Annotated in this window: 15 protein-coding genes; 12 read left to right on the forward strand and 3 right to left on the reverse strand. The window is 47.8% G+C overall.

What is annotated here, in order from left to right:
• Positions 1-306: 306 nt before the first annotated feature.
• From PAT3040_RS07375 to PAT3040_RS07395, 5 genes are all read left to right on the forward strand, one after another.
• Positions 307-792, forward strand: coding sequence for a nucleoside deaminase (locus PAT3040_RS07375; RefSeq protein ID WP_108992087.1), 486 nt, complete (start codon positions 307-309; stop codon positions 790-792).
• A 74-nt stretch (positions 793-866) separates the two neighbouring features.
• Complete coding sequence (locus tag PAT3040_RS07380) at positions 867-1274, forward strand: DUF6855 family protein (protein ID WP_108992088.1); 408 nt, start codon at positions 867-869, stop codon at positions 1272-1274.
• Positions 1275-1305: 31 nt separating this feature from the next.
• Entirely contained in the window at positions 1306-1764 is a 459-nt protein-coding gene (locus tag PAT3040_RS07385) for an SRPBCC family protein (protein WP_108992089.1), read from the forward strand.
• A 24-nt stretch (positions 1765-1788) separates the two neighbouring features.
• Positions 1789-2853, forward strand: coding sequence for a DUF1835 domain-containing protein (locus PAT3040_RS07390; protein ID WP_258234885.1), 1065 nt, complete (start codon positions 1789-1791; stop codon positions 2851-2853).
• Positions 2854-3085: 232 nt separating this feature from the next.
• Positions 3086-9631, forward strand: coding sequence for a metallophosphoesterase (locus PAT3040_RS07395; protein WP_108992091.1), 6546 nt, complete (start codon positions 3086-3088; stop codon positions 9629-9631).
• 326 nt (positions 9632-9957) lie between these two features.
• On the opposite strand, the gene melA is transcribed toward PAT3040_RS07395, so the two are convergent.
• Genes melA through PAT3040_RS07410 form a run of 3 tightly spaced genes read right to left on the reverse strand, consistent with a single transcriptional unit; the run spans position 9958 to position 13538 of the window.
• Positions 9958-11370, reverse strand: a complete 1413-nt coding sequence (gene melA / locus PAT3040_RS07400; protein ID WP_108992092.1) for an alpha-galactosidase — start codon at positions 11368-11370, stop codon at positions 9958-9960.
• Between the two features lie 18 nt (positions 11371-11388).
• A complete protein-coding gene (locus PAT3040_RS07405) occupies positions 11389-12447 on the reverse strand; it encodes a Gfo/Idh/MocA family protein (protein WP_181376483.1) in 1059 nt (352 codons plus the stop codon).
• Positions 12448-12449: 2 nt separating this feature from the next.
• A complete protein-coding gene (locus PAT3040_RS07410; protein ID WP_108992094.1) occupies positions 12450-13538 on the reverse strand; it encodes an FG-GAP repeat domain-containing protein in 1089 nt (362 codons plus the stop codon).
• Between the two features lie 174 nt (positions 13539-13712).
• On the opposite strand from PAT3040_RS07410, the gene PAT3040_RS07415 reads away from it, so the two are divergent.
• The 7 genes from PAT3040_RS07415 (at position 13713) to PAT3040_RS07445 (ending at position 26426) form a co-directional block, all read left to right on the forward strand.
• Positions 13713-14543, forward strand: coding sequence for a helix-turn-helix transcriptional regulator (locus PAT3040_RS07415; RefSeq protein WP_108992095.1), 831 nt, complete (start codon positions 13713-13715; stop codon positions 14541-14543).
• Between the two features lie 501 nt (positions 14544-15044).
• Positions 15045-15959 carry an ABC transporter permease gene (locus PAT3040_RS07420; protein WP_108992096.1) on the forward strand — a complete coding sequence of 305 codons (915 nt, stop codon included), beginning with the start codon at positions 15045-15047 and terminating at the stop codon, positions 15957-15959.
• 21 nt (positions 15960-15980) lie between these two features.
• Positions 15981-16853 (forward strand): carbohydrate ABC transporter permease, encoded by an 873-nt coding sequence (locus PAT3040_RS07425; RefSeq protein WP_108992097.1) that lies wholly within the window; start codon positions 15981-15983, stop codon positions 16851-16853.
• 79 nt (positions 16854-16932) lie between these two features.
• Positions 16933-18687, forward strand: a complete 1755-nt coding sequence (locus PAT3040_RS07430) for a type 2 periplasmic-binding domain-containing protein (protein WP_146200380.1) — start codon at positions 16933-16935, stop codon at positions 18685-18687.
• A 76-nt stretch (positions 18688-18763) separates the two neighbouring features.
• Positions 18764-23617, forward strand: coding sequence for a discoidin domain-containing protein (locus tag PAT3040_RS07435; RefSeq protein WP_108992099.1), 4854 nt, complete (start codon positions 18764-18766; stop codon positions 23615-23617).
• Positions 23618-24148: 531 nt separating this feature from the next.
• Positions 24149-25501: an ABC transporter substrate-binding protein gene (locus tag PAT3040_RS07440; protein WP_181376484.1), complete on the forward strand. Its 1353-nt coding sequence runs from the start codon at positions 24149-24151 to the stop codon at positions 25499-25501.
• A 61-nt stretch (positions 25502-25562) separates the two neighbouring features.
• Positions 25563-26426 carry a carbohydrate ABC transporter permease gene (locus PAT3040_RS07445; RefSeq protein WP_108992101.1) on the forward strand — a complete coding sequence of 288 codons (864 nt, stop codon included), beginning with the start codon at positions 25563-25565 and terminating at the stop codon, positions 26424-26426.
• Positions 26427-26429 lie beyond the last annotated feature (3 nt).

Consider the following 26429-nt stretch of genomic DNA (forward strand, 5'->3'; position numbering starts at 1 on the left):
ATGAGAGCATTCAAGGACGGAGTGTACGTTGAACCGCTTGAGCTGGAGAAGCTCATGCTGGCGGTCGAATAAACCGATCGCATATTAACTTAAGTCATCGTAAGCGACCTACTTAGAAATCGTTCTTCTTCCAGTATGTTTCTGGAACGAACTTTTTTTGAGTAGGTTTTGTTGTTGAGGGATTCGGTATGCGGACCGCATTCTCGTACTGGAGCGCTCAACATCAGGGTAGTTAAAAATGTTATAGTTGTTGTATAAACGCGACTTTAAAAAGATTAATCTTCGAAGGACGAGGAGGAATCCGTTATGATAAGCGATTGGGATTTGAAGCACCTGCGACGTTCGATTGAATTGGCGGCTATTTCGCTGGAGAAAGGGGACGAGCCGTTTGGTTCAGTCCTTGTTTCCGCCGAGGGAGAAGTGCTTGCAGAAGACCATAACCACGTTGCAAGTGGCGACCATACCCAACACCCGGAATTTGCTTTGGCGCGATGGGCAGCCTCTAATCTGACACCTGAAGAAAGAAGCAAGGCGACAGTATATACCTCTGGCGAACATTGCCCTATGTGTGCGGCGGCTCACGGTTGGGTTGGTTTAGGTCGGATCGTTTATGTATGTTCGTCCGAACAACTGGTACAATGGTTGAGTGAAATGGGGGTAGCTCCATCGCGCGTTCGAAATCTTCCCATTCAAGATGTCATTCGGGATACGCCAATAGATGGACCTGTTCCTGAATTAGCAGAGCAAGTTCGTCAACTCCATATTCAGTTTTACGCAAGGAACCGCGGTTAAACCTATCACGAAAGCCTTTATTCCAGAGTTAATAGTGTAAATTCGAGTGATTGGAAAATCGGAGGTTACTAACTATGTCTGACGTAAATGGGACAAAAGAATATCCTTGGAAGCTGAAAACACCGCCACAGACATCGGAATATGAAATGTATAAGGATGAAAAGGACGGCAAGGAGATTTTGGTCTGTACGGTAGGGAAGACGGTCCTGCATTATGATTACCGCTGTATCGCTGATCTACACGCAATGTTAAAGCAGCATGGTGATTGGGTGGAGCTTGGCAGTGCAGATGAGCAGAAGCCTGCAAAGGATGGCACTGTTGAAGCATGGGGGCGCTCGCCGGAAAACCCAGTAGGCGGATGGTATGGATTAAAGAAGGGGTTTCGGGGGCGTTTCGGGATGTATATCCCGCCATTAATGGAGGAGCTAGGTCTTGCAGAAGTCGAACATCATCCACGGAATAACCGTATGAGAGCAAAGTAATTTAGATTGAATCCTACCAGGGGTGGTATAGTTGAAACAATGGTCTAGTGAAATTGAGATCCATGCACCAATTGAGCAAGTATGGTCATACTTTGACGGTTCATTAGAACAAATGCAGAAGATTATGCCGCAAGTGGTTGAAAATAAACCGGTCAAGATTACAGAAGAGTTTGTCGGGAGCATTTACCGTCAAAAGTACAAAGAAGGCAAACGAACGGAAGAGTATGATGTCCACACGTTGGAATATTTGAATACTCCGAATGAAAAGAAAGTGAAAATCGGTTTTACGTTAGCAAACTATTTTGAGATTACAGCTTACTATGAGCTATTTAGATTAGATCATCATAAAACAAGGTTTAGATATACGGCAACGAATAAAGCTTTGAAGTGGTTCATAAAGTTATTTATGATTTTTGCAAACGAAAAGGTCGTTATTAAATTTTTGGAGAAAGTAAAGACGGTCGCCGAATCGGAAGCCCGGGAATTGTAAAACCGACAGCTTAGAAGTCTTAACGTGAGCATTCAAGAAACCACTCCATTGTTTCAGGAGTGGTTTTCTCTATACGAAGGAGGTTTGTCGATGCTCCATATCGTAAACGGAGATATTGTCGGCGATAAGTTAAGGGCGGGAAATATCCGCGGAGATATCCTGGTCTGGAGAGAAGTGTATCCGGTAGGTCCGGTCTTCGTTGAAATGGACGAGCCCCATCAGAGGTCGCCAAGAGTGGAATATCTGGAGAGAACGTTGGGTATTTCGGCAGATGACTACGTGACCCATTATAAGTCGCAAGAACAGATTTTGCAGAACTTCCACAAATACAACGAGATCGTATTATGGTTCGAACATGATTTGTTTGATCAGCTCATGTTAAGCTATTTGTTGCATTGGTTTTCAAAGCAGACGCTAGGACATACAAAACTAAATCTATTGTGTATTGGCGACTATCCGGGTATTGATTTGTTTCGAGGACTGGGCCAACTTTCAGCAAAGCAGTTGGAAGCATTAGCAGGTACGTGGCAGAGGATCGGACAGAAGGAACTTGAGACGGGCAGCAGGATCTGGGAGGCATACACTTCTCCGGATGTAGAACGGCATGTTGAAATTTTGCATCAAGATACATCGGCACTGCCTTTCGCCCACGCGGCACTTGAACTGCACGTATCCCGCCTGCCTTCCGCCAAGAATGGACTGGGAATCGTAGAGCAAACAACTTTGGAGTTGATCCGGCATGGGGTGAATACCCCTCACGAGCTATTTAAAGAAATCGGGAACCGTTTAAGCGTGCTAGGTATGGGTGATTTGGAATTTTGGTATCGACTGCGTTGTATGTCGGAACGGCCGCATGCGCTTTTGGAGATACGGGGCCCTCATACATTTCCTGATCATCGCAAAAAAACAACCGCATCCTTTGAAAAATGCGAAGTTGCATTAACCGAGGTAGGGATGACAGTAGCCGCGGGAGTAAAGGATTGGGTAGAGATGAAGGGAATAAATGAGTGGTATGGCGGTCTACGGCTACATGACGATTTAACATGGCGCTGGGACTCTGACAGAAAGCAGTTAGTTTATACGGAATAAGGGAATAACTTGCGTTTACAGACAGTATGGTAGTCAGAATGTAAAGGGATAGAAAAATATATGTTGTAAAAATAGCTCTCCAGCAGCCATCGAAATGAGAAGGCAGCTAGGAGAGTTATTTATTTTTCTTCGTATTTACTTATTATTATTATAAAAACGCATCCAAATTAACAAATGAACATAATAATTATAGAGTATTTAAAAATTGCAATGAAAAAGGAGATTTTTAGGGATGAATCAAGTGAAAAAAGCAATGTCTAAAATTACTATTGTAATTTTAGCAGTGCTTATAACTATTTCGGGAATTGTCACGCCGAACACTGCATCAGCTGCTGCACCTGCAGGAGTTCCTTCGCAAATGACAATGGGACTAGCCGGGGGGGCTGAGCCAGGCAAGTCTGCGATGAGTTTTAACTGGGTTACCGATCCCAAAGTAACTGATTCGGAAATTGTATATGGAACCTCGCCTACACTTACGGATGGTGTAAGTGTAAGTGCAACTATGTCTACGCCAAAAGAAGAAGATATTATTATCTCAAATACAAAAAGACCCAATGAATTTACACCCATAAATTCTTTTAACGTAGTCATTCGGGATCTTACACCTGAACAGGAATATTTCTATAAAGTGGGTAATGAGACTGATGGATATAGCGCTGTAGCGAGCTTTACTGCCGCTGCGGATCCTGCTAAAAATAAGCCGTTTTCTTTTGTTGTTACACCCGATACACAGGGATATGATGTAAAGTCGTATGAGAATACCGCGAAAATGTTCGATCATATTAAGGAAAAGGAAGCAGATGCTGCGTTTCTTCTCCATACGGGGGATATAGTTGAGGACGGCAATTCATCCTATGAATGGCAATACTTCTTTGATGCGGCTCAAAATCTGCTAGATACGATGCCGATCGTGGCAACTCCAGGCAATCATGACGGTTATGCCTATGATAGAGATTTTATACAGTATAAAGCAAGATTCGACTATAGTTCTTTAAAGAAACCGGACGGTTTGTCCGAAGCGTCACAAGGTACGGTATATTCTTTTGAATATGGAGATGCCCTTTTTATTTCCCTAAATTCTTATGCCGTCACTTCTGAAGACAGAAAAATTCAATGGGATTTTCTGGCGGAAGAAGCTAATAATACTTCAAAAGCGTGGAAAATTGTATACTTCCATGCTCCGCCTTACGATCCTGGTGCAAGCCACTATGCATTAGATAACGTAACAGGTAAAAAGCTTACTGATGCAGGCATTGATCTTGTATTACATGGTCATGAGCATGCCTATGCCAGATCGACTTTAAAGACTACCTCTACAGATCCTGGCAAAGGAAGTATTGAAAATGTACCGTTTGGCGAGGCGCCTACTTATGTGATAGGCGGATCGGTGTACAATTATGCGTACAGCTTAAACGCCACTGAAGACACTTCATGGAATGATTTTTTCTATGATCTTCGCATTAACAAGTCGAGTTCTGGTGGTGGGTCCATCCATTCGCCTGGCGTTTACAGCAAGGTGGAAGTTTCCAGCAATGCCATCACGTATAAAGCATACTACAAAGCATTAGGCGAGGATAAACCGTTTTACGTCATTGATGAATTCAATATTGTAAAATCGGGAGAAAAAATAACACAGCCAACAGGCGGCGACGAAGCACCAACCTCGGTAACGTATATGTACGACAACTTTAATGAACAAACGCGCAAGTCGGAAAAAGACGAGTATATTGCACGCTTCAACTGGGTAACTCCAGTAACAACGACGTCGTCCCAGCTCTTTTATGCGAAAAAATCCGACTTCGAAAAAAACGGCAAGTTTACGAATTTGGTGTTGGGAACTAATTTTACAGTCGATTTGAGAAGCAATGTTGAAAATCTAAATTATACAGGTGCTGGAGTAGAATATTCTGTTGAACCCGTCCAAAGTCATAAGGCAGAAACCGCTGTCCTTGAGCCAGACACGGAATATGTGTATAGCGTAGGCGATGGTTTCCAGAATGTGACAAGCGTCACGAATCCAGCCAGCTTCAAGACGCCAGCCAGCAATCTGGATACGTTTAATTTTAACTGGATTTCCGATGCCCAAGCAAATGATACTAGAGGTTATGAGGCAACGCTCAATAGTTATATGAACATGAGCAAAAAAGCGCTGACGCAAGCCTTTACGGATTTTCCAGATGCGTCATTTGTCCTAAGCTCGGGCGATCAGGTCAACTTTGGTTTCGATACATGGGAATGGGATGCTTTTTTTGAAGCTAACCAAGAGTTGTTCTCGAAAGTACCGCTTTACATGGCAACGGGTAATCATGAGTTTGACGGAGCGGGCAACAAATGGGCCAATAACAGCTGGGCTCCTGTAGACCCTGCGCTGCAAAACTTCCTGGGTCGCCATAACCCGCCTAAGAATGGTGTATCCTTCTACGGCGGCGGCAATGGCACAGAGCGCATGGTTTCGGGTATGACGAAACTGCAGCACGAATCTAGCAACTATTATTTTATATATGGCGACACGCTATTTTTGGTAATGGATTATCAGGATCAAAGCAGTAAAGAGCAGATCAAAGCGCAGCAAGACTGGATGAAGTCCGTCGTAAAACAAAACCCGACCAAATGGCGTGTTGGCATGTTCCACAAAACGCTGTTCGGATATCGGATGCCTACTCCTGTAGCCTCTTGGACGGATGCTTTTGATGAAGCAGGAATTGATATCGTATTGATGGGACATGACCATATTTATGCCCGTACCAAGCTTTTTGCGAGCGGCCAAGTTGTTCTTGACTACGGCGACGGAACAACCTATCTGACGAACTACTCTGCAAATAAGGACAACCGCGGAGCGATGTACAAACAAGACCCTGGAAACCCAGCCATTGCCTACATTGATGTAAGAGAAGTCGGACGGGGATATGCCAATATTTCGATTTCGCCTGACGAAATTAGAGTAACAAGCAAAGGATTCGATAAAGAGGATATCCTGCAAACCGGGGATTCCGATGTGCTGGTTACCAACAAGCCGCGCACGTATGATTTGGAAGGCTGGAAGTATCCAGCGGTTCCGCAGGAAGTTAATGAGTTTACGGTTACGAATATTAGTTTGACGGGAGTTGCAAAAGAAGGGCAAAATCTACACGCATCTATTACGCCTTCAAGCGCTACTGCCTCTATTCAATGGGAACGTTCGACAAATGGTACGACCTGGACACCAATTGAAGGGGCAACATCATCGCAATATAAGATTAAGGATACGGATGTCGATTCATTTTTGCGTGCCGTTGCTACGGGAACCGGATTTTATAACGGTGTTGCAGCAAGCGCCGCGACTGCGAAAGTTACAGGACTGGGAGGTAATACCGCAGAGGCTATAAAAATCGGAACGGCGGATGAATTGGTTGCCTTGTCAAAGGGATTTGGCACGCCTAATTATCCAGTAGATGGCAGGTATGTGTTGTCTGCGGATATCGATATGAGCGGTGTGGAATTTTCCGCGATTGGCGGAGGTACTGCTCCGATATCATTTGTAGGCACATTCGAAGGAAACGGTCACACCATCCGCAATTTAACGATAGAGAGCAGCGGCAGCCTGGTTGGTTTCTTCTCTTATATTGGTACAGGCGGTAAAGTGATCAATCTCAAATTGGACCATGTAGACATTACTGGCGGCAACCATACAGGTGCCATCGCAGGACTTTCTACGGGTACGATTGAAAACAGCACCGTAAATGGCAAAGTAACGGGTAAAAGCAATACCGGCGGTATTGTAGGTGTACTTCATGGAGGCACATTGCAAAACTCAGCTGTTACGGCAACCGTTTATGGTGATCCGGCTGGGGGCTTGATCGGCGGCACAAACTACGTTGCGCCTCTTACCAAAAAAGATGAAGTGACTGGCAATATTATTTTAAATAACTACGTTGCAGGAACTGTTTCGGGGCCTGCTGGCGGTGGATATATTGGTGCCATCGTTGGCGATATGGGCGGTTCTTCGGGTAGTCTGCTTCAAACCTTCCATGGCAATGCAGTGACTAATGAAGTAATTGGCGCTAATCCTGGCAAATTTGCTGGCTATTGGTCTAGCGGCAGACCAATCATTGATAAGAATCAAGTCAATTATTATGACAGCGGTAAGTTAAGTACAAGCGGTATTCCTGCAGCTGCTACAATCGGAAAGTCAGCATCTGATTTTGTACTGCAAGCCACTTATGAAGCTTTGGGCTGGGATTTTGAAAACATCTGGGAGTGGGATGAAACGAATCATGTCCCTCTACTTAGAGCTATTCCTGCTGAAGTCGAAGTTGGCATTGTACAAATCGGAACGGCAAGCGAATTAGCCGCATTATCAGCGGGCTTTGGCACAACGGCCTATCCGATTGATGGAAATTATGAGCTTACCGCACATATTGATATGAGCGGCGTGGACTTTTCCGCGATTGGCGGCGGCGATCATCCAACATCGTTTATTGGAACCTTCGATGGAAAAGGCTACACAATCAGCAATTTAACGATCGAAGGGGATGAAAACAATACCGGTTTCTTCTCTTATATTGGCACTGGCGGCAAGGTAATCAATCTTAAATTAAATCATGTAAATATTAAGGGTAATAACAACACTGGAGCCATTGCCGGAACGTCTATGGGAACGATCGAAAACAGCTCTGTAGATGGAGAAGTAAGAGGGGGCAGCTATACAGGCGGCGTAGTCGGATTGCTCCATGCAGGTACTTTGCAAAACTCCGCTGTTACTGCAGCCGTTTATGGAAAAACAGTTGGCGGCTTAATTGGCGGAAGCAACTGGAACAGTTCGGATTCGCCAATTATTGCTAAGGACTCGACGACAGGCAAAGTGATTGTTAATAACTATGTAGCGGGTGCCGTTTATGGACTTGGTTCGTATGAAGCTGCTTTAATCGGTGATATGGGCGGTTCTTCGGGCAGTCTGCTGCAAACGTTGCATGGCAATGTATTGGTAAACGATGTATATGATGCAACCGGTGCAGAGAACGTTAAATCGGAAAATATCGGAGCGTATTGGTCAGGCAGCAGACCCATTATTGATAGTGATCCTATCAACTATTTTGACAATGGGAAGTTAAGCACAACCGGATTGCCTTCGGGTATTGTTCCTGCTTTCGTAGGCAAGTCGGCATCTGATTTGACGCAACAAGCTGCTTTTGAGGGCTTGGGCTGGAACTTCACGAACATCTGGGAGTGGGATGAGGTTAAAAACATCCCTGTACTAAGAGGTATGCCAATCGATGAAGAAGTGGTTGCCTCTGCGCTTACTGTAACTGGAGCTACGATTTTAGTAGACGGAAATGTGACGGACAATCGCTCACAAATCGAGGAAAACAAGCAAGTAACGGTGACAGCCGTAGTTCCGAGCGGAAAACGTTTTGTAAAATGGACGGCAGAAGGGCTTGAAAATGAAAGCTATACTGCAAATCCATTGCTATTTACAATGCCGGCAAACGAAGTAACATTGACTGCCATATATGAAGATATTCCTGGCAGCGGCGGCAATGGCGGAGATGGCGGGGATGGCAGCGGCAATGGCAACCCTGGGACAGTAACTCCAACTCCAGAAGCGCCGAAAACGCAAGAGAACATCATAACTGTTACAGCTGAGTTCGTACAAACTTCTGCAGGCAGAACGGCTGTTGCAGCATTAACGGAGCAAGCAGTAGAAGATGCCGTAGCTTTTGCAAAAACTGCAAATGGCGCAAAAAATACGGTAGAAATCAAGGTTGAAGCGCCAGCAGGCGCCAAGGCAGTTGAAGTGGCTATTCCGCAAAAATCGATGACAGCAGTAGCCGATGCTCAGTTGGCAGGACTAACGATTGCAACAGCAGTAGCATCCATTACGTTTGACGTTACAGCTGTAAAGGCAATTGCGGAAGCAGCTAAAGCGGATATTAAAGTTTCTGTAAGTGCTGTGGATCCAAGTACACTATCTGTATCAGCGACAACTAAAGCGCAATTGATGGGCAGACCGGTATTTGATTTTACAGTTATGAGCGGTGATGAAAAAATATCAAGCTTTAATGGCGGAAATGCCTCAATCGTTGTACCCTACACTTTGAAATCAGGCGAAAATGCGGATGCAATTGTCGTATACTACCTGGACGAGAGCGGAAACCTGGAAAATGTACTAGGTAGATATGATGCTGCTACGGGCACGGTCAAAATGACGCTTCGTCATTTCTCAAACTATGTTATTGCCTATAACAATAAAAAGTTTGCAGATGTACTGAGCACAAGCTGGTATGCAAGTGCGGTACAATTTGTAGCGGCGCGTCAGCTTTTCAATGGGGTTGCAGAAGGTGAATTTGCTCCAAATAAAGCAATGACAAGAGCCATGTTTGCTACGGTCCTTGCCAATATGGAGAATGCCGACTTAACAAGCTACAAAACATCGGAATTTACGGATGTGGATATCAACGCTTGGTATGGCTCCGTCATTGCTTGGGCGGCAGATAAAAACATTGTTTCCGGTGTAGGAAATAGCAAGTTTGATCCAAATGCATCCATTACTCGCGAGCAAATGGCAGTGATGCTTCATAACTACATCGAATATAAAGGTATTACATTAGAAAGCACTAGCCCGCCAGCCTTTGCTGATGCAAGCACAGTTAGTGTTTGGGCGAAGGATGCAGTGGCCAAGATTCAAAGTTATGGCTTAATAAGCGGCGTTGGCAACAATACTTTTGCACCATCTGCAAATGCCAATAGAGCAAGCGTGGCGACTATATTTACAAATCTTATTAAAGCTTTAATTAAGTAAATGAAATAAAAAAGGAGACATCTCCTGCGTCATTGCGAAAATGACCGGGGATTGTCTCTTTTTTTGTTATGTTTGCGTCGTCGGCTTTTGAACTCAGAATTTCAGTTAATCTATACTGATGTGACGTCTACTTTCTTGACCAGAACCATATTCCTTCAGGTAGGCAAGGTAGTCGTCACGCCCGATCATGGATTTGGCATCTTCCCAGTATGGCAACAAATTAACGAAGCCGAATCGAGTGCCCCCATGCTTGCCGATGTCCGGGGATCCTGCAAAATCATGTCCACCTGTTTTTTTCTGCACCAGTCCAGAATCAAAGTCAGATATTATTTAGCCAACTCTCCGAACCGGGAAAAGATCGCGAGCGCTGGATCAATAGGAGCTTCGGCGCGTTGTACGTTCGCCGGGATGTGAACTGTCGGCGTCGGGCGAGGGCGGCGGCTTTCGAATTGCGGTAGCCATTCCGCTTCCGCATCGAGCATTTCGGTGACCATGTCGCGAATTTCTTTCAAGGTCAGCACGGAGGACGTCAGCGGATCGAGGGCGATCGCCTGGACGACCGTCTCCGGATCGCCGGATTTCGCAGCGAGTACGGCCAAGCGCTGCACGTTGATATTTGTCATATTCAGCGCCGCGCATTGCGGTGGGAGCTCGCCGACGATGGTCCGGTGAATGCCGGTTCTATCGGCGAACACGAGGCCTTCCGCGCAGCAATCGTCCGGCAAGTTCGCGATCATGCCCTTGTTGCGGAGGTTGCCGCTGAACTTGAACGGTTTGCCCGTTTCGAGCGCTTCGATGATATAAGCGCAGTACTCAATGCTCCGTGGAGGCAGGTCAGCCGGCTCGTCGGCAAGCAAGTCGGTTTCCTTGTACTTGTCCGCCACGTAGGTGCACCAGTTGTAATATGCGCCTGTTTCACCGCCGAAACCGGGCTCATCGCAGTACAGCTCGAGCGCCTTGGAGCTATGGCGGAACCATGGCACGTACTCGGACAAGTGTCCCGTCGACTCCGTCATGAAGTATCCGAAGTGGCGGAACACCTCGCCGCGTACCTTCTCGTTGACGTAGAATTCCGGTAATTCGAACTTCTCGCGCAAGACCGGGTAAAGATCCTTGCCATTGTGCTCGATTTTCAAGAACCAGCCCATATGATTGATACCGCCGGTAATGATGTCGATTTCTTCTTTCGGAATGCCGGTATAGCCGGAGATGAGATCCAGCGTCGTCTGTACGCCATGGCATAAACCGACGTACTCGATATTCGTTTCGCCGAGCGCCCAGCAGATCATCGCCATTGGATTAACGTAGTTGAGCAGTATCGCTTTCGGACAAAGCTCTTCCATATCTTTGGCGATATCGAGGATGACAGGAATGCTTCGGAGAGCTCGGAATACGCCTCCGGGTCCGAGCGTGTCGCCGATACATTGGTCGACGCCGTATTTAAGCGGAATTTTGTAATCGAGCTCGAAAGCGGAGAGACCGCCGACTTGGAACGAGCAGATGACATAATTCGCTCCAACGAGCGCTTCGCGACGGTCCGTTGTGATCGTTGTCTTCGCCTTCAGGCCGTTAGCCTCAATAACACGGTCGATATAGGCTTTGACTTGCGACGTCTTCGTAGTCGAAGGAGCCATCAAGACGAATTCTGTTTCCTCCAAAGCTTTCGTTGCCATAATATCCAGAATAAGTGTTTTACAGAATACGACGCTTCCCGCGCCGATAATTGCGACTTTTCTCATCGATGCTCCTCCTTGAAATTAGGAATAGGTGCGAATCATGTAGTCCGTATATTGCCTAGCTATGACCAGGTCCTTCAAAGCGTCCTGCGCGTCGCTTGGCGCCGGGCGCTCTCTGCGTACGGCAGCAAGGAAATTCCGGGCTTGATTGCGCATCGCGGATATGTTCGGAAGCGAGGGTTGGATTGTAGAAGGAAGCTCGATTTCTTTGTTGTCCTTCATTACAGTCAAAACCCCGGCGCACTGACGCGCGAGCGGAGGAGGCAAGTCCACTCGGACGAAGCTATTCGTGAATGCAACCAATATGCTTTCGTGCCATGCGTCACTCGTATGGTAGGGCGCCATTTCCAACGTAACGGTTACACCGCTGTCACTTTCGCCCGCGAGCAGCACGCCTTTGCGATCCGCGTAAGTGATGCGGAAGCTTTCGCCGAGGAAAAAGCGGATGGCATTCACTTGATGAATGTAGTAGTTAACGAAAATGTCGAGCACATTCGTCTGCTCGTCCGAATAATCCGATGGACCTGCTTCGCGATCGATGTGCGGGTAAGGTTCATCGGAATTAAGAGGATGATCGGCACCACCGATCCAATCGCCCGGTGGCATGGTGATCCGAATGTAGCGCATTTCTCCGTAATCGCCGGAAGCTTTCCACTCGTCGACGATTTGTTTAGCGCGCTCCATAGAGGGATCTGATCTTTTGTGATAGCCCACCATGTGGAGGGTACCGTGCTCTTCGCCGATTCGAACGAGTTCGGTGCCAGCTTCGACGGTGAGTGTCAGCGGTTTCTCGGTAAAGACGGGAATCCCCGCTCGCAAAATGTCGGGGATGATCGCCTTATGGCTGCGGAATTGCTGCGGAGCCACGATCGCGTCGACTTTCGCTTTTTCGATCAGCTCCAATTGGTTATTATACACTTCCGGCACTCCGTAACGGTCCGCAACCAATTGCGCCAATATAGGTCTAGGTTCCGCCAGCGCAACAACCTCGCACTCTTCCTTCAATACCGCGTAATTGCTTAGGTGCGCCATCTGGCCCATGCCGCCGACGCCGACGAATCCGATTCTGAGTTTGGTCATGTTCATTCTCCTTGAGGTCCTAAATTTTCAAATAAATACAGGCCATCTTTACCTGGTGCAACGATATCTGGGTAACCGTTGCCGTTCAAATCCTGCACCCAGAAGTAAATGCCGGCTCCTGATGCTTCTCCCGCAGGACCAAAATCGATGACGTGCTTCTCGAACTTTCCTTTGAGAATCTTGTAGTAATACAAGCCGATCGGATCGTGCGCGCCGGGGTCGCCGTCATTGTGGGCCCGGTAGCGTTTCCCTGTTATAAGTTCGACTTCGCCGTCGCCGTCGAGGTCCGAGAGCCAAAGGTCATGAAACTGCGAACCGGACATGTCGATTTCGTGCTTGATCCAGGTCCTCGTTCCGTTGGAATCAAGCAGATGCTCGTACCAATGCAACCCATAATCGTGAGCTTGCCCTACGATCAGGTCCGTCAAGCCGTTCCCTGTGACATCGTAGCCAAGAACGGGAACGCTGGCAGAGCCGAGAGAGAATTCCTGGTGGAAGGTCCATAAACCAGAAAATGGATCTTCAGGATGCTCCAGCCAACCGTCGCAGAGAACGACATCCATGCGCCCGTTGCCGGTGATGTCGGCGAAACCCATACCGTGTCCACTAGCGTCGGTTCCGATGACGAATTTCTCGAATTTCGCCGTTCCTCGTCCATCGACGCCGTGAATTAACTTATAGAAGGCTTGCGGCGCCCCTGGCGTATTCGGGAAAATTTCCGGAACTCCACATCCGTCGATATCCAAATAACGGATCGTCTCGATCGAGCCGCAATGATCGATATCGATCGTTTCCCACGCGACGCCTTCTTTGCCGGGGTTTTTACGCCATCTTAGCGTTTCTCCCCACCATGCGCCCGTAATGATGTCGGGAAGACCGTCTCCGTCGACATCCATCGGGTAGTCGGAGAAATCGTCATGGTACTCGCTGATCGCGAGAACATCGCAAATGAAATGTTTGCGGACGTAGTCCGGCCCTTCATACCAATAGGCGCCACTGATGATATCGGGGATGCCGTCGCCGTTGACGTCGAATACCGCGCATGCTTCGTATTTTTCGTCCGACACTCGTCTTTTTTCAAACTGAATCATGGTTTACCCCATTTCAATTGTAATGTTGAATCTTGCAATGAGGAGCATGAACCCTATAAAGTAATGAACAAGGGGAACGCTCTTTAATATCTTTAAGTTAGCGAATGTAAGTGGTTTCAACAATGGCTAAGGTTGCTTTGTTTACTATCGATTCTTGCTTATGGAGGCTTCAGTATGGATAATGGAACGATCTTTATTTCTTCGCCTCGCTTGATCGGCGGAAGCTCGAGTCGCAACGATGAAAGTCACCCTTTTCATTTCGATTTGCACAAACACGATATTTTCAGCGAAATGTTGTTGATCGAGAAGGGGGAAGGCCGATTCGAAGTCGGCGGCACGACGATCGAAGGGAAAGAGGGGATGCTTCTTTTTTACCAGAGAGGAATATGGCACCGCGAGGATTCACTTAAGCACCCCTTTCATTCCATCTATATTGGATTCGATAATTTGAGAATCCGTCGTCTGGAGAATGATTTCTTTTTCGATCGAGATGCGGTTCCGGTGCTTCATCTGGGAGAACATTTTCCCGTCGTCCGAAGCTTAATGTTGAAATGTCTGGATGCCTTTTATAGCAATGAACCGGAATCAAGGACAATAGCCGATCATTTGCTCGGGATCCTCTTCGCCAAGTTATCGGGGATTGCCCATTACAAGGGACAAAACGATAAAACAGAACGAGCCGGAGGGGATGCGGTGTTAACCGCGCGCAGATATATCGAGGAACGCTACCGCGAGCCGATTACGCTCGATCGTTTGGCCGAAGTCGCTTATGTGAACAAATATTATTTGGCACATTCTTTCAAAGAACAGCTGGGTCAAAGCCCGATTCAATTTTTAATTAGATATCGGCTGGAAGTCGCATGTTATTACTTAAGGGCGACCGAACGCTCCATAGGTGAAATCGCCGAACAAGTCGGGTATCAGAGCGAACCGTCCTTCTACCATCTCTTTCGAAGAGTTATCGGAGTGACGCCGTTGCAGTATCGGGACGGGAGAAAAGAGTAGGGTAATTTGAGATTAAATAAGCCGCTAATCGCTGGTTGCTTGCGAAATGATCATGGAGCGCTTTATGCTAAAAAGCAAAAACGGAAGGTATCATGGCCGCAGTCCCTCCTGAACGGGTTAAGATTATCAATTATCTTGGAAATTCTGCGGCAGGGCGACTCCCAAGCCCGAGCGGGGAATTTAAACTCAATCTGGACTCGCGAACTCATCTAAGCGTTAAATAATGAAAGAATAGCGGATTGCCCGATAAGGGCTCTCCGTTATAACTGCGATGTATTTCCTGTGTTGATTGTATGCATGGCTAAGTAAAGTGGGGAAGTTACATGATTTTTATAAGTAGGACACGTAAACCCCAATCAAATCATATTTATAATACTTAATATACTATAGTCGTGTTTTTTTATAAATTCATTCATAAAAGTTCTATTGACACCACGAATTAAAGAATATAGTATAAAGCATGTTAATAATTATAAATATTGATTTGAGGGTGAGTGACAGATGCTGAATATGAGAAGAGAGAGAATTAAGAGGGTATTGCCGTTGTTAGCGATGACGGTTCCTTTCTTCCTGCTGGTTGTTACGTTTTCTTATGTCCCCCTATGGGGATGGTATATAGCATTCGTTAAATACTTCCCTGGTGAAAGCGTTATTAACTCAGAATTCGTTGGCTTCAAATATTTTGCCCAAATTTTTTCAGCGGGTAGCCAGTTCGAAAATGCAATGCGTAACACGCTCGTGTTTAGCGCCGTTGGGCTAATCCTTAGCCCCTTGCCACTTCTCTTCGCAATTCTTGTTAATGAAGTCAGATGGAAGCGCTTTAAACAATTTGTCCAAATCGTAACTTCATTTCCGAACTTCATTTCGTGGATTATCGTTTACTCAATCTGCTTCACGTTCCTATCAGTAGATGAAGGTGTAATTAATCGGTTGCTGGTCAACTTGCATATTCTAGATAAGCCATTCGATTTTCTCGCGACGTCTTGGCTGACTTGGTTTTTGCAGTCGTTGATATCGATATGGAAGAGCCTCGGCTGGTCGGCGATCATCTATTTGGCGGCGATCGCATCCATCGATCCTGAACAGTACCAAGCCGCGGAAGTTGATGGGGCGGGTAGGTTACAACAGATCAGGCATATTCTAATTCCTGGTGTTATGCCAACGTTTGCCGTTCTGTTCTTACTCAATATCGGCAACATGCTCTCCAATGGCTTCGATCAATATTACGTGTTTAATAACCCGCTCGTTCATCCAAAGATCGACGTACTGGATACTTACATGTACAGATTGGGACTTGTGCAGTTGAACTTCCCACTCTCCACGGCAATTGGCGTGTTCAAATCGGCCGTAAGCGTTATATTGGTTTTCACAGCGAACATGATCTATAAGAAAGTAAACGGTAAAGGCATCATTTGATTTTCTCTGGGAGGTGCGAAGGTGAATTATTCCAAACGATATAAAGTATTTGAATTAGCTAATGTGGTTTTGTTATTTTTGATCGGGTTCGCGTCGCTTTATCCTTTTTACTACATCATCATTTACTCGATATCGGATCCTATGCAAGCGAGCTCAGGTATCGGCTTGTGGCCGAAGGGATTTACTTCGCAAAATTACCAGACAGTGCTGAAGATCGACAATTTGGCGCATGCAACATTCATATCGATTGCACGCACCGTTATCGGTACTCTACTAACTGTCGTATGCACCGCCATGTTCGCTTATGGGTTGACGAAACCGATTCTGCCCATGCGTAAATTCATGTACCGGACCGTCGTTATATCGATGTATATTAGTGCGGGCTTGATCCCAGCATATCTCTTAATTACAGAGCTTCAACTCAAGAATACGTTCTTGGTCTATATTATACCGATGATTATCGTTCCCTTTTATCTCATCTTGATTAAGACGTACATGGAAGACCTTCCGGCCGAGATGGAAGAGTCGGCGTTTGTAGAAGGTGCAGGATATTTCACCGTATTTCGTAAAATTGCTTTTCCGCTGTCGATGCCCATCCTAGCGACAGTTGCCATTTTCCAAGGAGTGAATCAATGGAACTCTTGGGTAGACAACCTGTATTACGCAACCGATTCCAATTTAATGACGCTTCAGCTCATGCTGCTGAATCTCATACAAACGCAATCCGTATCCGCGAGCGTTATTGATTCAAATCTAGTTAACACGATTAAAGTCACTCCACTGTCGTTGCAAATGACGATTACAGTCGTGGTGGTTCTGCCCATCTTGCTCGTATATCCGTATTTCCAGCGATTCTTCATTAAGGGCATCATGCTCGGCGCAGTCAAGGGGTAGTTTGCGTAATTTACGGGCGGTTAAATTGTTATTAAAGCAAAATGCTTTAATATATAAAAATCCCGAGGGGGGAAACAACGTGTCAAAGACACAATTGAAAAGGTTTACTCTTATGATGTCAATCGTAATGGTCGTTGTTTTAACTGCGTGCTCCAAGAACAACGGCGAGAACAGTGTGTCGTCTAACGCTCCGACATCTAGTGCAGCTGCAAGCGAAACCTCAAGCTCCGAACTCGAGCCGGTGACGCTAACGATTTTTGCAGATTGGGTCATTAACCCGCTTAGCAAGAATATTCAGACAGATCCGGTCATGGAGGAAATTCGTAAAAAAACGGGTATTACGCTCGATTTCGAGCCATTCCTGGGCAATGGCGATGCAAGCGCAAAGCTTAGCGCGCTATTGGCTAGCAACGAGCTTCCCGATATTATCGTAACTTCAAACAACGACATTATTAATAAGCTAGTCCAGAATAAGAAAGTAATGGCGCTTGATGATCTTGTCACTTCGCGCGGCCAAAATTTAACTCAAAATTTCAGCAATGCTTTGAACTTGATGAGGCTGCAATCTCCCGTAAGGGACGGAAAGCTATACTTTATCCCCGGAGATATCAACGGCGGTGATTATAATCCGTACTTGTCGGCGAATCTGTGGTCAGTTCGTTGGGACCTGTACGATAAGCTCGGCAGACCTGCTGTAAACACGCTGGATGAATTCGTAGACCTTCTAAAGAAAATGCAAGAGCTCGAACCGAAAAACAAAGATGGCAAAGACAATTACGGACTCGGCCTGTTCATGGGCGAAGCATGGGGCGGCGGCTTGGTTACGAAAGGCGGAGCTAACGCAGCCGGTATGGTCGACGCTGGCGGTAACGGCATATTCTTACGGGATGTAGCGAAAGACGAGCTTGTACCGAGGTTAAGCGATCCGAACAGCGCATTCTGGGAATCGCTCGAATTCTACAATAAAGCGTATCGCGAAGGCGTACTCGATCCAGAATCTGCTACTATGAAATTCGGTACGATTCTTGAAAAAGCCGGTGCAGGCAGATATCTGGCTTCTTATGGTAGTTGGCTATCTAACGGCCAGAACGAAAAATTCATCGCCGATGGCACGCCGGAAAAAGGTTATGTAACGTTGCCGATTGCCACAAAGTCCGAGAATATCTTTGCCAACGCGGTCAACGACGCGGGTAACCAATTTAAATGGGGAATTTCGACTACAAGCAAAAACGCGGAACGTGTAATGGATTTATTTAACTTCTTGGCTACTTACGAGGCTACAGAATTGATCGTAAATGGTCCTCAAGGTTTGACATGGGATATGGTAGACGGCAAACCAGCATTAACTGCGCAGGCTATCGAAGATAAGAAGTCCGATCCGGATTATTCGAAGAAAACAGGCTCCAACCTCTGGAGCAACATGAAAATCAATGGTAACTACGACAATCCAGCAGGCTGGAAGACGAACTTTACATGGAGCCCGGAATATATTAAAGCCAACCTTGCGGGCGCGCAGAAAAATTACATCGATGCCATGGGCTATAATTATCCGATGGAGGGCATCGACAGCATACCGAACAACACGCAGTCGTTCTCCCTCCAAGCTTCGCTCCATACGGAAGCAGGGTCCGACCTTGCGACGAAGGAAACAAATATCGCTACGTATGCAGGTACAGCAACAGCAGTCTTGATCTTCGAGAAAACTGAAGCTGATTTCTTGGCAGGCAAAGAGAAGATCATCAACGAATTGAAAAAGATGGGCATCGAAGAAGTGTTCACTTTCTATCACGACGAATACGCAAGAATTAAAGAAGAAGTAGCAAACATGAAATAAGATACTGGGGGAGTCGGAAGCAAATGTTGCCGCGCTCCCCCTTTATATATAAATATGATTCCAAGGAGGAAAAGTTATGAGATGTAATCGCTTCATATCCATTCTGCTAGCATTCTGTATGGTGGTGGGAAGCTTTCTGGCAATACCGCAGAAAGCATCCGCGGGAAACTTCAAAGTACCAATTACGGCAGTAACGGCATCCAGTTCATCTGCTGGCCACGTGGCTGGATCTGCTAGTGACGGCATTTATGCAAGCGATTCCAACTATTGGTCTCCAACATCCGCGCCTACGGTTGGTGTTTCCCAATCGATCATATTTGACTTCGGGGCGCAGAAAAAGGTAGGCGCTCTGGAGCTTTGGCCGCTCGCCTCCAACGGTCCGAAGGATTTTTCGATCGATACTTCGACCAACGGCAGCACATACACGACACGACTTACGGTAACGAACAACAAAAACGGACATAATTATTTCGAGTTTCAGCCGCATACGGCCAGATATGTACGGATTAGTATGACAGCAGCGCACGGAAATGGTGGTATACAAGAAGTCATGGTCTATCCAGATTTCTTCGCACCTACGATCGATTATGCAGGCACCGCAAACGATATGATGAATTTTTCCACTACAACGAACCAAGGCTTCGATAAAATCAAGGCTACCGGAGCGCAAGTCGTTAACTTGTTCCTCGCCGCGCAGGGCGGCTATGGCGTCATGCCCTCTGGAGGAGATTTGACAGTACCTGGAAATTATACGTTCACAAACCTGGATACGTTGATTGACCGTTTCGCTTCCCGAGGCATGGACGTTCATCTTGGAATTAACAACCTGCCTGCAGACTTATGGCCGGACATTTATGCACAAATGATCAACGAGGATGGCGTAAGCAGCGAAAACACAGTCAACTTCTTCAATGATAATGCGATCACGAAGATGAAGGCGTTCATTAAGAATGTAGTCCAACACTACGACGCTAACCCTTACGTCAAGCTGTTCGACATATCCGGTCCGGGATTTTTCGGCGGCGTAGAAGGGAATCCTGGACCTTCTTTGACGAACCCCAAGCTTAATTTGTACGACAACTACGCTAAAGACAAATTCAGGACTTGGTTGCAAACTAAATACGCCAACATTGCCGAGCTGAACACGGCGTGGGGCACTTCTTATGCCGCTTGGGCGAACATCCAACCGCCGCTTCCGAACCGGGGTATGACGGCGGATATCGACACGCGTAGAAGCTGGTCAGACTTGATGTATTTCTACCGAGATTCCTTAACTAGTTATATGACGCAGTTGATGGCGGAAATGAGATTGTGGACGAACAAACCGATGAAGTTAGAGACGGACGGCGGGTTTATTCATACACCGATGGAAGCCGCATCCGCTGTCGGGTTCACTGCTAGACTCCTCAACAATTATAAGCCCGGCGTGTTAGGCAACAGCATCATGGACGAAAATTTCGGCACTGCGCACTTACCCGGTTATAAGCGGGCTTACGGCTTAAAAACGACGAGTGACAATACGAACTTACAGTCCGAAAAGATGGCGGAGGATGCCTTCTTTAATAAACTTGTGAACGGCGTCGATTCTTACCATCGCATTTATGTCGGATCGGACTTCGGGGCATACAATATGGGCACGCAGACATGGAGCGGAACGGACTACAACGGCAACGATCACTACTACCAATTCACTAACAGGGCATACCGGTTGACAGATATGGTTCCTGTTTACGATAATCAGACCGAGGTCGCTTTTTTCGATTCCATCTTGACCTCCAATTATCGTAAAGGCTACAAAAATCGCGATTATATGGATATATATAATAACGACTACTCTCCCGATTACGTTAGTCAGCGTTGGGCTAACTGGGCGAGATATTTGTCCCAGCCAGACATTATCGACGACTTCTTCATCGAGGACGGTCATCTCTCACAGTACAAAGTACTGATCATTCCAAATACGAGCTATACTATTACTTCGAGAGCGGCTGCAGATGCCATCAAGAACTGGGTTAGTGCCGGTGGAGTTCTAATTGCATTTGGAAAAGGCTCGCTGAATTATACAGTAGAAAATAACCGCAGCGTTTCCGGCAGCACGAACCTATCGGATTGGTTGATGGGTATTTCGGGTGGAACAACAGCGACGACGAGCAGCGGTGGCTATGCGCGAATCGTGACGCCGAAGCCAAGCTGGCTCACTTCGTTCAAAGCCGGTCAAGCGTTCGCATTCTCCGCGGATTCGGGCCAAGGACAGGCATTTAGCGCAATCGCGGGTTCCGCGACGAAAATATTGCAAGACGCTTCTGGGAACGCGCTAATGGTCGAGAATACTTACGGCTCCGGTCACGTGCTTTTCTCGACGTTGCCCGTAAACCAGTCGGAATTGTTCCAAGACGAGAGTATGGGTAATCTGCTCAGTAACTATTTGGACGCGAAAGGAATCTATCGTCCCGTCATTTTCGATGCTGACAGATTTAACGTGGCGTATGCTGGCATTAACGAAGTAACGAATAAACCACTCACGATTGTCGCGAACACCGTCGATTCCTCGAGCGGCCAAAGCTTGTTCTTCTCGCATCCGAGCAACTTTAACGGATTGAACGCTGAGGCATTTGTCGTATCCCCTTGGAAAAACGTCGACGGTGGCATCATTACGGAAACATCGTTGGCCGGCAACGAATACCGAATCGATTATACGATTTCCTCTGGTTCGGAAGTCAGTATTACTAGCAACTCGAACTCGTCGATACCGATTAAAAGCGCGACTGCGAACCGCGGCGATAAGGCCGTCAACGCAAAGAAGGCGATCAACGGCGTTAATGCAGAAGGGGACGGATGGAACGGTGGCGGCGCGACTGCCAATGATCCGTCAACAATAACCTTCGATTTCGGAAAAAACCGCAACGTCGGCACATTCGATTTGTTCCCCGAGACCGAAAAGGATCCAGGCAGTCAAATCGCTGACTTTAACTTCGAATTCGGCACATACTCCGGCCTTTCCTTTGCGACAACGGGAACGGCGTTCGGTACGGGACCGACATCGACGGTTCACGGCAATATTAAAAACTGGAGAGGCGCCAAGTGGGCGAGTTCTCGTGTCGCCGGAGAATCTGCAACGGGCACTTTGACTAGTCCAACGTTCACGCTCGGCAAAGAAACGTTCAGCTTCCGGAAAGCCGGATATGACGGATCGAGCGGTGGCACGCAAAACTATTACTACTTGAAGCGGGCCTCGGACAATTCGATTTTGTTCACAGCGAAGCCGCCTCAAGGAGAAGATTTCGTCGTTCAACAATGGGATGTGTCGGCGTACGTAGGCGAACAAGTATATTTTCAGATCATCGACGGAAATAGCTCTAGCTCTTTCGCTTGGCTGGCTGCGGACGATATAATATACTCCGATAACCTGGGTTTCGAGCAGGGCAACTATCAGGATTGGACGGTAACGGGCAACGCCTTGCTGCCATCTCCATCGTCTAAAAAAATAAATTGGGGCAATGTTGGCAACGTGCAAGGACAATATTTCGTTGATACGCGGGCTTTGGGAACGCAGCCGACGGAGAGTACCAGCAATGGAGAGGTCAGAACAGGTACGATTAAGTCAAAGACATTCGTGCTGGAGAAAAATTTATTTTTATTCGATAAAGCGGGATGGGATGGTCCATCCGGCGGTAGCTCCAACAAATATTATTTGAAGCGAGCTTCCGATAATGCGGTACTGTTTACGGATTCACCGCCGCAGAACAACAACTTCGTTACGCAGATGTGGAACGTGAGTGCTTATATTGGTACTCCTGTATACTTCGAGATGGTAGATAACAATAACAACTCTACCTACGCCTGGATGGCACTGGATAACATCCGCCAAGGCGACAATCGAGATTTCGAGACGAACGACTATTTAGGTTGGACCAAAACGGGTATGGCTTGGGGATCGGGTCCAATAAACAGCCGTGCCGGCATTAGCGGATTCCATGGCAGTTGGTGGGCGGATTCAATCTCGGGCGGCGAAACGGCTATTGGAACGCTCAGAACGCCAAACTTTACCGTAGAAAGCGCAAGGATTTCTTTCCTTAAAGCGGGCTGGGATGGGCAATTCGGCGGTAGTAGTAACTTTTTCCGCCTGCGTAAAGCTTCAGACAATTCGATTTTGTTCACTGCAACTCCGCCTTTAAGCGACACTTTTGTCAGGCAGACATGGGATGTGTCGAGTTTTATTGGCGAACAGGTCTATTTTGAGGCGGTAGACAACAACACGGCATCGTCGTACGCATGGATCGGTGTAGATGATTTGGAATGGCGCGGCGTCGGGCCGAAGAGCTTTACTGTATCGACATCGACGGATGGCGTGACGTTCGGTTCTCCTGTGCTCTCTGTGACCGACCAGGGCAACTCCAGCCAGCAGTACTCATTCGCGGCGGTTAATGCACGTTACGCGCGAATTCAGACGACGGCAGGATATAGCGACTTCAATTCAGCGATCAGGGAAGTCGTCTGGTACGCCCCTTACTCGGAGCTCGCTGTATCTTCTGCGACGGCGAATACGCAGCAAGTCGGTTTCGAGGCCTCTAAAGTTATTAATGGCACGACCAATTCCGACAACGACCTATGGGCGCCTTCGGGCAGCCCGAGTCCGGGAAGCCCGAACTGGATCAAGCTAGATTTGGGCTCAAGTAAGACATTTAAGGCAGTGCAGTTGTTCCCTCGATGGAATCCGGTCGGCAATTCGACGGGCTTGGGACCGAAAGATTTCGAAATTCAGGTTTCTACGGACAATGTCAACTGGTCAAAGGTGTATGTTGCGAAGAACAATAACGAAAACGGTGTGAAATACCACTTCCCCGAGCAGAATGCCCGTTACGTACGGTTAATGATTACTAGCGGATGGGGTAACGCATCGCAAATCCGCGAAATTAAAGTGCTTAAGTAATGAAGCAATAAATAACCCGTTGGCCATCTCGGCCAACGGGTTATTTATGAATGCAAGCGGCCGACTGATTCGCGAACGCTCCAGTATTTGAGAGAAGAATTGACCAAAGAAGGAATGAAACCTTCCCCGGAAACCGGCTTAGCTATCGGTATGCCGCCCGGGCTGTGGTTGCTATCAATTGTAGTTTGCGCATCAAATACTCCGTGGGGAAGCCCGGCATTGCGATAGGCACTCAGGGAACGGCGGCGGTGCGAGCAGTTGCATCGTGAGCTCCCGGTACTCCGTGGAATGCCAGGCATTTATGCGAAATGAGGCACAATGAGCATCAACAGATCGCTTAGTTGTGTGTGACTTTGGTCCAACAAGCCTCATGCACAGCCGATCAGTTAGTTCCGGCCAAAGTGCGGATTCCTGATGTTCCAAACAATTGTGACATCATCGGAACTCTTGTCGATTGTTAGCCATTCTTGCGACCCTTTATAATATGGGAAGAAAGACGGGATGCAGTCACAACGACGAGGGGGAAGCAAGATGTTCGCAAGAGCGAAGAACACGAGTGTGAAAAAAAGAATCAGCGCCGGGCTGGCCGTCGCCATGCTAACGGTCGTGCTGGGAGCATGCGGTGGCGGAGGCAACGGCGAAGCCACACCGAGTCAATCCGCTGGACAAAGCGCGGAAAGCGAGGGGAAACAGGAAGTTACGCTGAGCATGCTGATCGATTCTTCGAACAACGAGCAGAACAGCGCCATTCTGAACAGGGCCGCGGAGATTGCGAGCCAGAATAGCGACAAGTACATCATCAAGGTGCGGCTGGACACGGTACCCAGTACGGATATGGACAAGAAGGTAGACGTGCTGGCAGCCGGTTCGAATCTGCCGGACCTCGTTGCTTCCGGACCGAAGGCTGTCTGGATGAAGCGGGGATTGCTGGCGGATCTGACTGAGTGGTTTAATGCTTCTCCGCTCAATGGCGACTACATGTATCCGAGCCTGCTGGAGGAAGGGCGCAATGGCGGCAAGCTGTATTCCGTGCCGATCAAAGCCGACTCGATCTTCCTCATCTATAACAAGGATTTGCTGGAAAAAGCCGGTATCGAGAATACCGATTTCGATTCGATTACCTGGGACGAATGGGTCGCGATGCTGGAGCAGATCAAGCAATCCGGTCTCAAGGCCGCGAACGGTAAAGAGGTCAAAGGCTTCACCTTCCGCATCAGCACGTACGAAACCGCGCCGTTTATTTTTAGTGCGGGCGGGGAGTTTTTCACACAGGACGGCACGCAGGCAGTATTCGGAAGCCCCGAAGCGGCGGACGGGCTGGCGAAGCTCAAGAGTCTCGTGACCGCCGGCTACGCGGACAAGCCGGAGACGGATTACGCCAACTGGATGAGCGTGTTCTTCAACGAGAACGCCGCGTTCACGATTACCGGCGGATGGTCGCTGACCTCCTACGAGGAAGGCGGGCTGGACCTCGGCAAGCTCGGCTTCTCCACCGTGCCGAAGATCGCGAACAGCACGTCCATCTTCGGACCGGGCCTGTCGTTCTCCGTCTTCGAATCCAGTAAGCACAAAGAAGCAGCGACGGAACTGCTGACGGCCATCTACTCGCCGGATATTTACAAGCAATGGCTTGAACTCACGGCAGGCATCCCGGTTCTCAAGTCGTTGTCCGACGACCCACAATTCGCGAACAACCCGATCAAACCGGTGCTTTCCGAGCAACTGAACAATATCAAGCCGATCCACTCGGACAACGCGCCGAGCTTCTGGACGAAGTACGATCAACTCTTGGAGAAAGTCATCCTTACCGACACGGATATCAATTCGCAGCAGCAGTCCCTGCAGACGGCCATTCAACAAGAGATTCAAGACAATTTAAAGTAAGGGCAGGGGAGGAAGAGGAGAATCGCCCTCTTCCTCTTCTTGCTTGGAGAGGGGGCTCGGCATGAGTTTCAAGAAACGGGAAAGTATGCTTGCTTATGTGCTGGTCGGGCCGGTTGTGCTCTTCTATGCCGTCATTTTCGTCTATCCGCTGCTGCAGATGCTGCTGCTTTCTTTTCAAAAGTACGATTTTTATTCCCCTCCGGTATTTACGGGCTTCGAAAATTATGCGAGGCTTGCGCGCGATCCGGAACTGTTAGACAAGCTGCTCAATACGTTGGCGTACTGGTGCATCGGGCCGGTTACGATTGCGGCCTCGTTCGTCGCTGCGTTGCTAATGAGCAAGCTGAAATGGGGACAAGGCTTCTTCCGCTCAACCTTCTACGGCACATCGATGGCACCCATGGTCGCGCTGGCGGTCGTGTTCACGTATATGTTCAGCCCAAATCACGGCATCGTCAACAATCTGCTGACGTCGCTTAACCTGCAGCCGATCGAATGGCTGTACGACCAGACGCTGGCCAAGATCGTCGTCATGTTTATTTTTTTCTTCATGAACGTCGGCTTCTACACGATTCTATTTCTGTCCGGCATCCTCGGGGTGGACCAGAACCTGTACGCGGCCGCTGAGCTGGACGGCGCGGGACATTGGCGCAAAACGGTGCACATCACGCTTCCGCAAATCCGACCGGTGATGATTTTTGCCGCGATCCTGATGACGATCTCGATCTTCCAGATGTACGGCCAGATCGTCATTCTGACGAAGGGCGGTCCGTACGGCAGTACGGAAACGGTGTTCATGTACGCCATGAACAAGGCTTTCACCGATCATCAGATGGGCTATGCGGCCACGATCGTCGTCGTCTTGTCCATCGTTCTGGCTCTCGTCTCTTACGTCATACTCAAAATCGGAGAGGAGAAAGAATAAGAC

It is taken from the genome of Paenibacillus agaridevorans (assembly GCF_003112455.1).
GTDB classification, from domain to species: domain Bacteria; phylum Bacillota; class Bacilli; order Paenibacillales; family Paenibacillaceae; genus Pristimantibacillus; species Pristimantibacillus agaridevorans.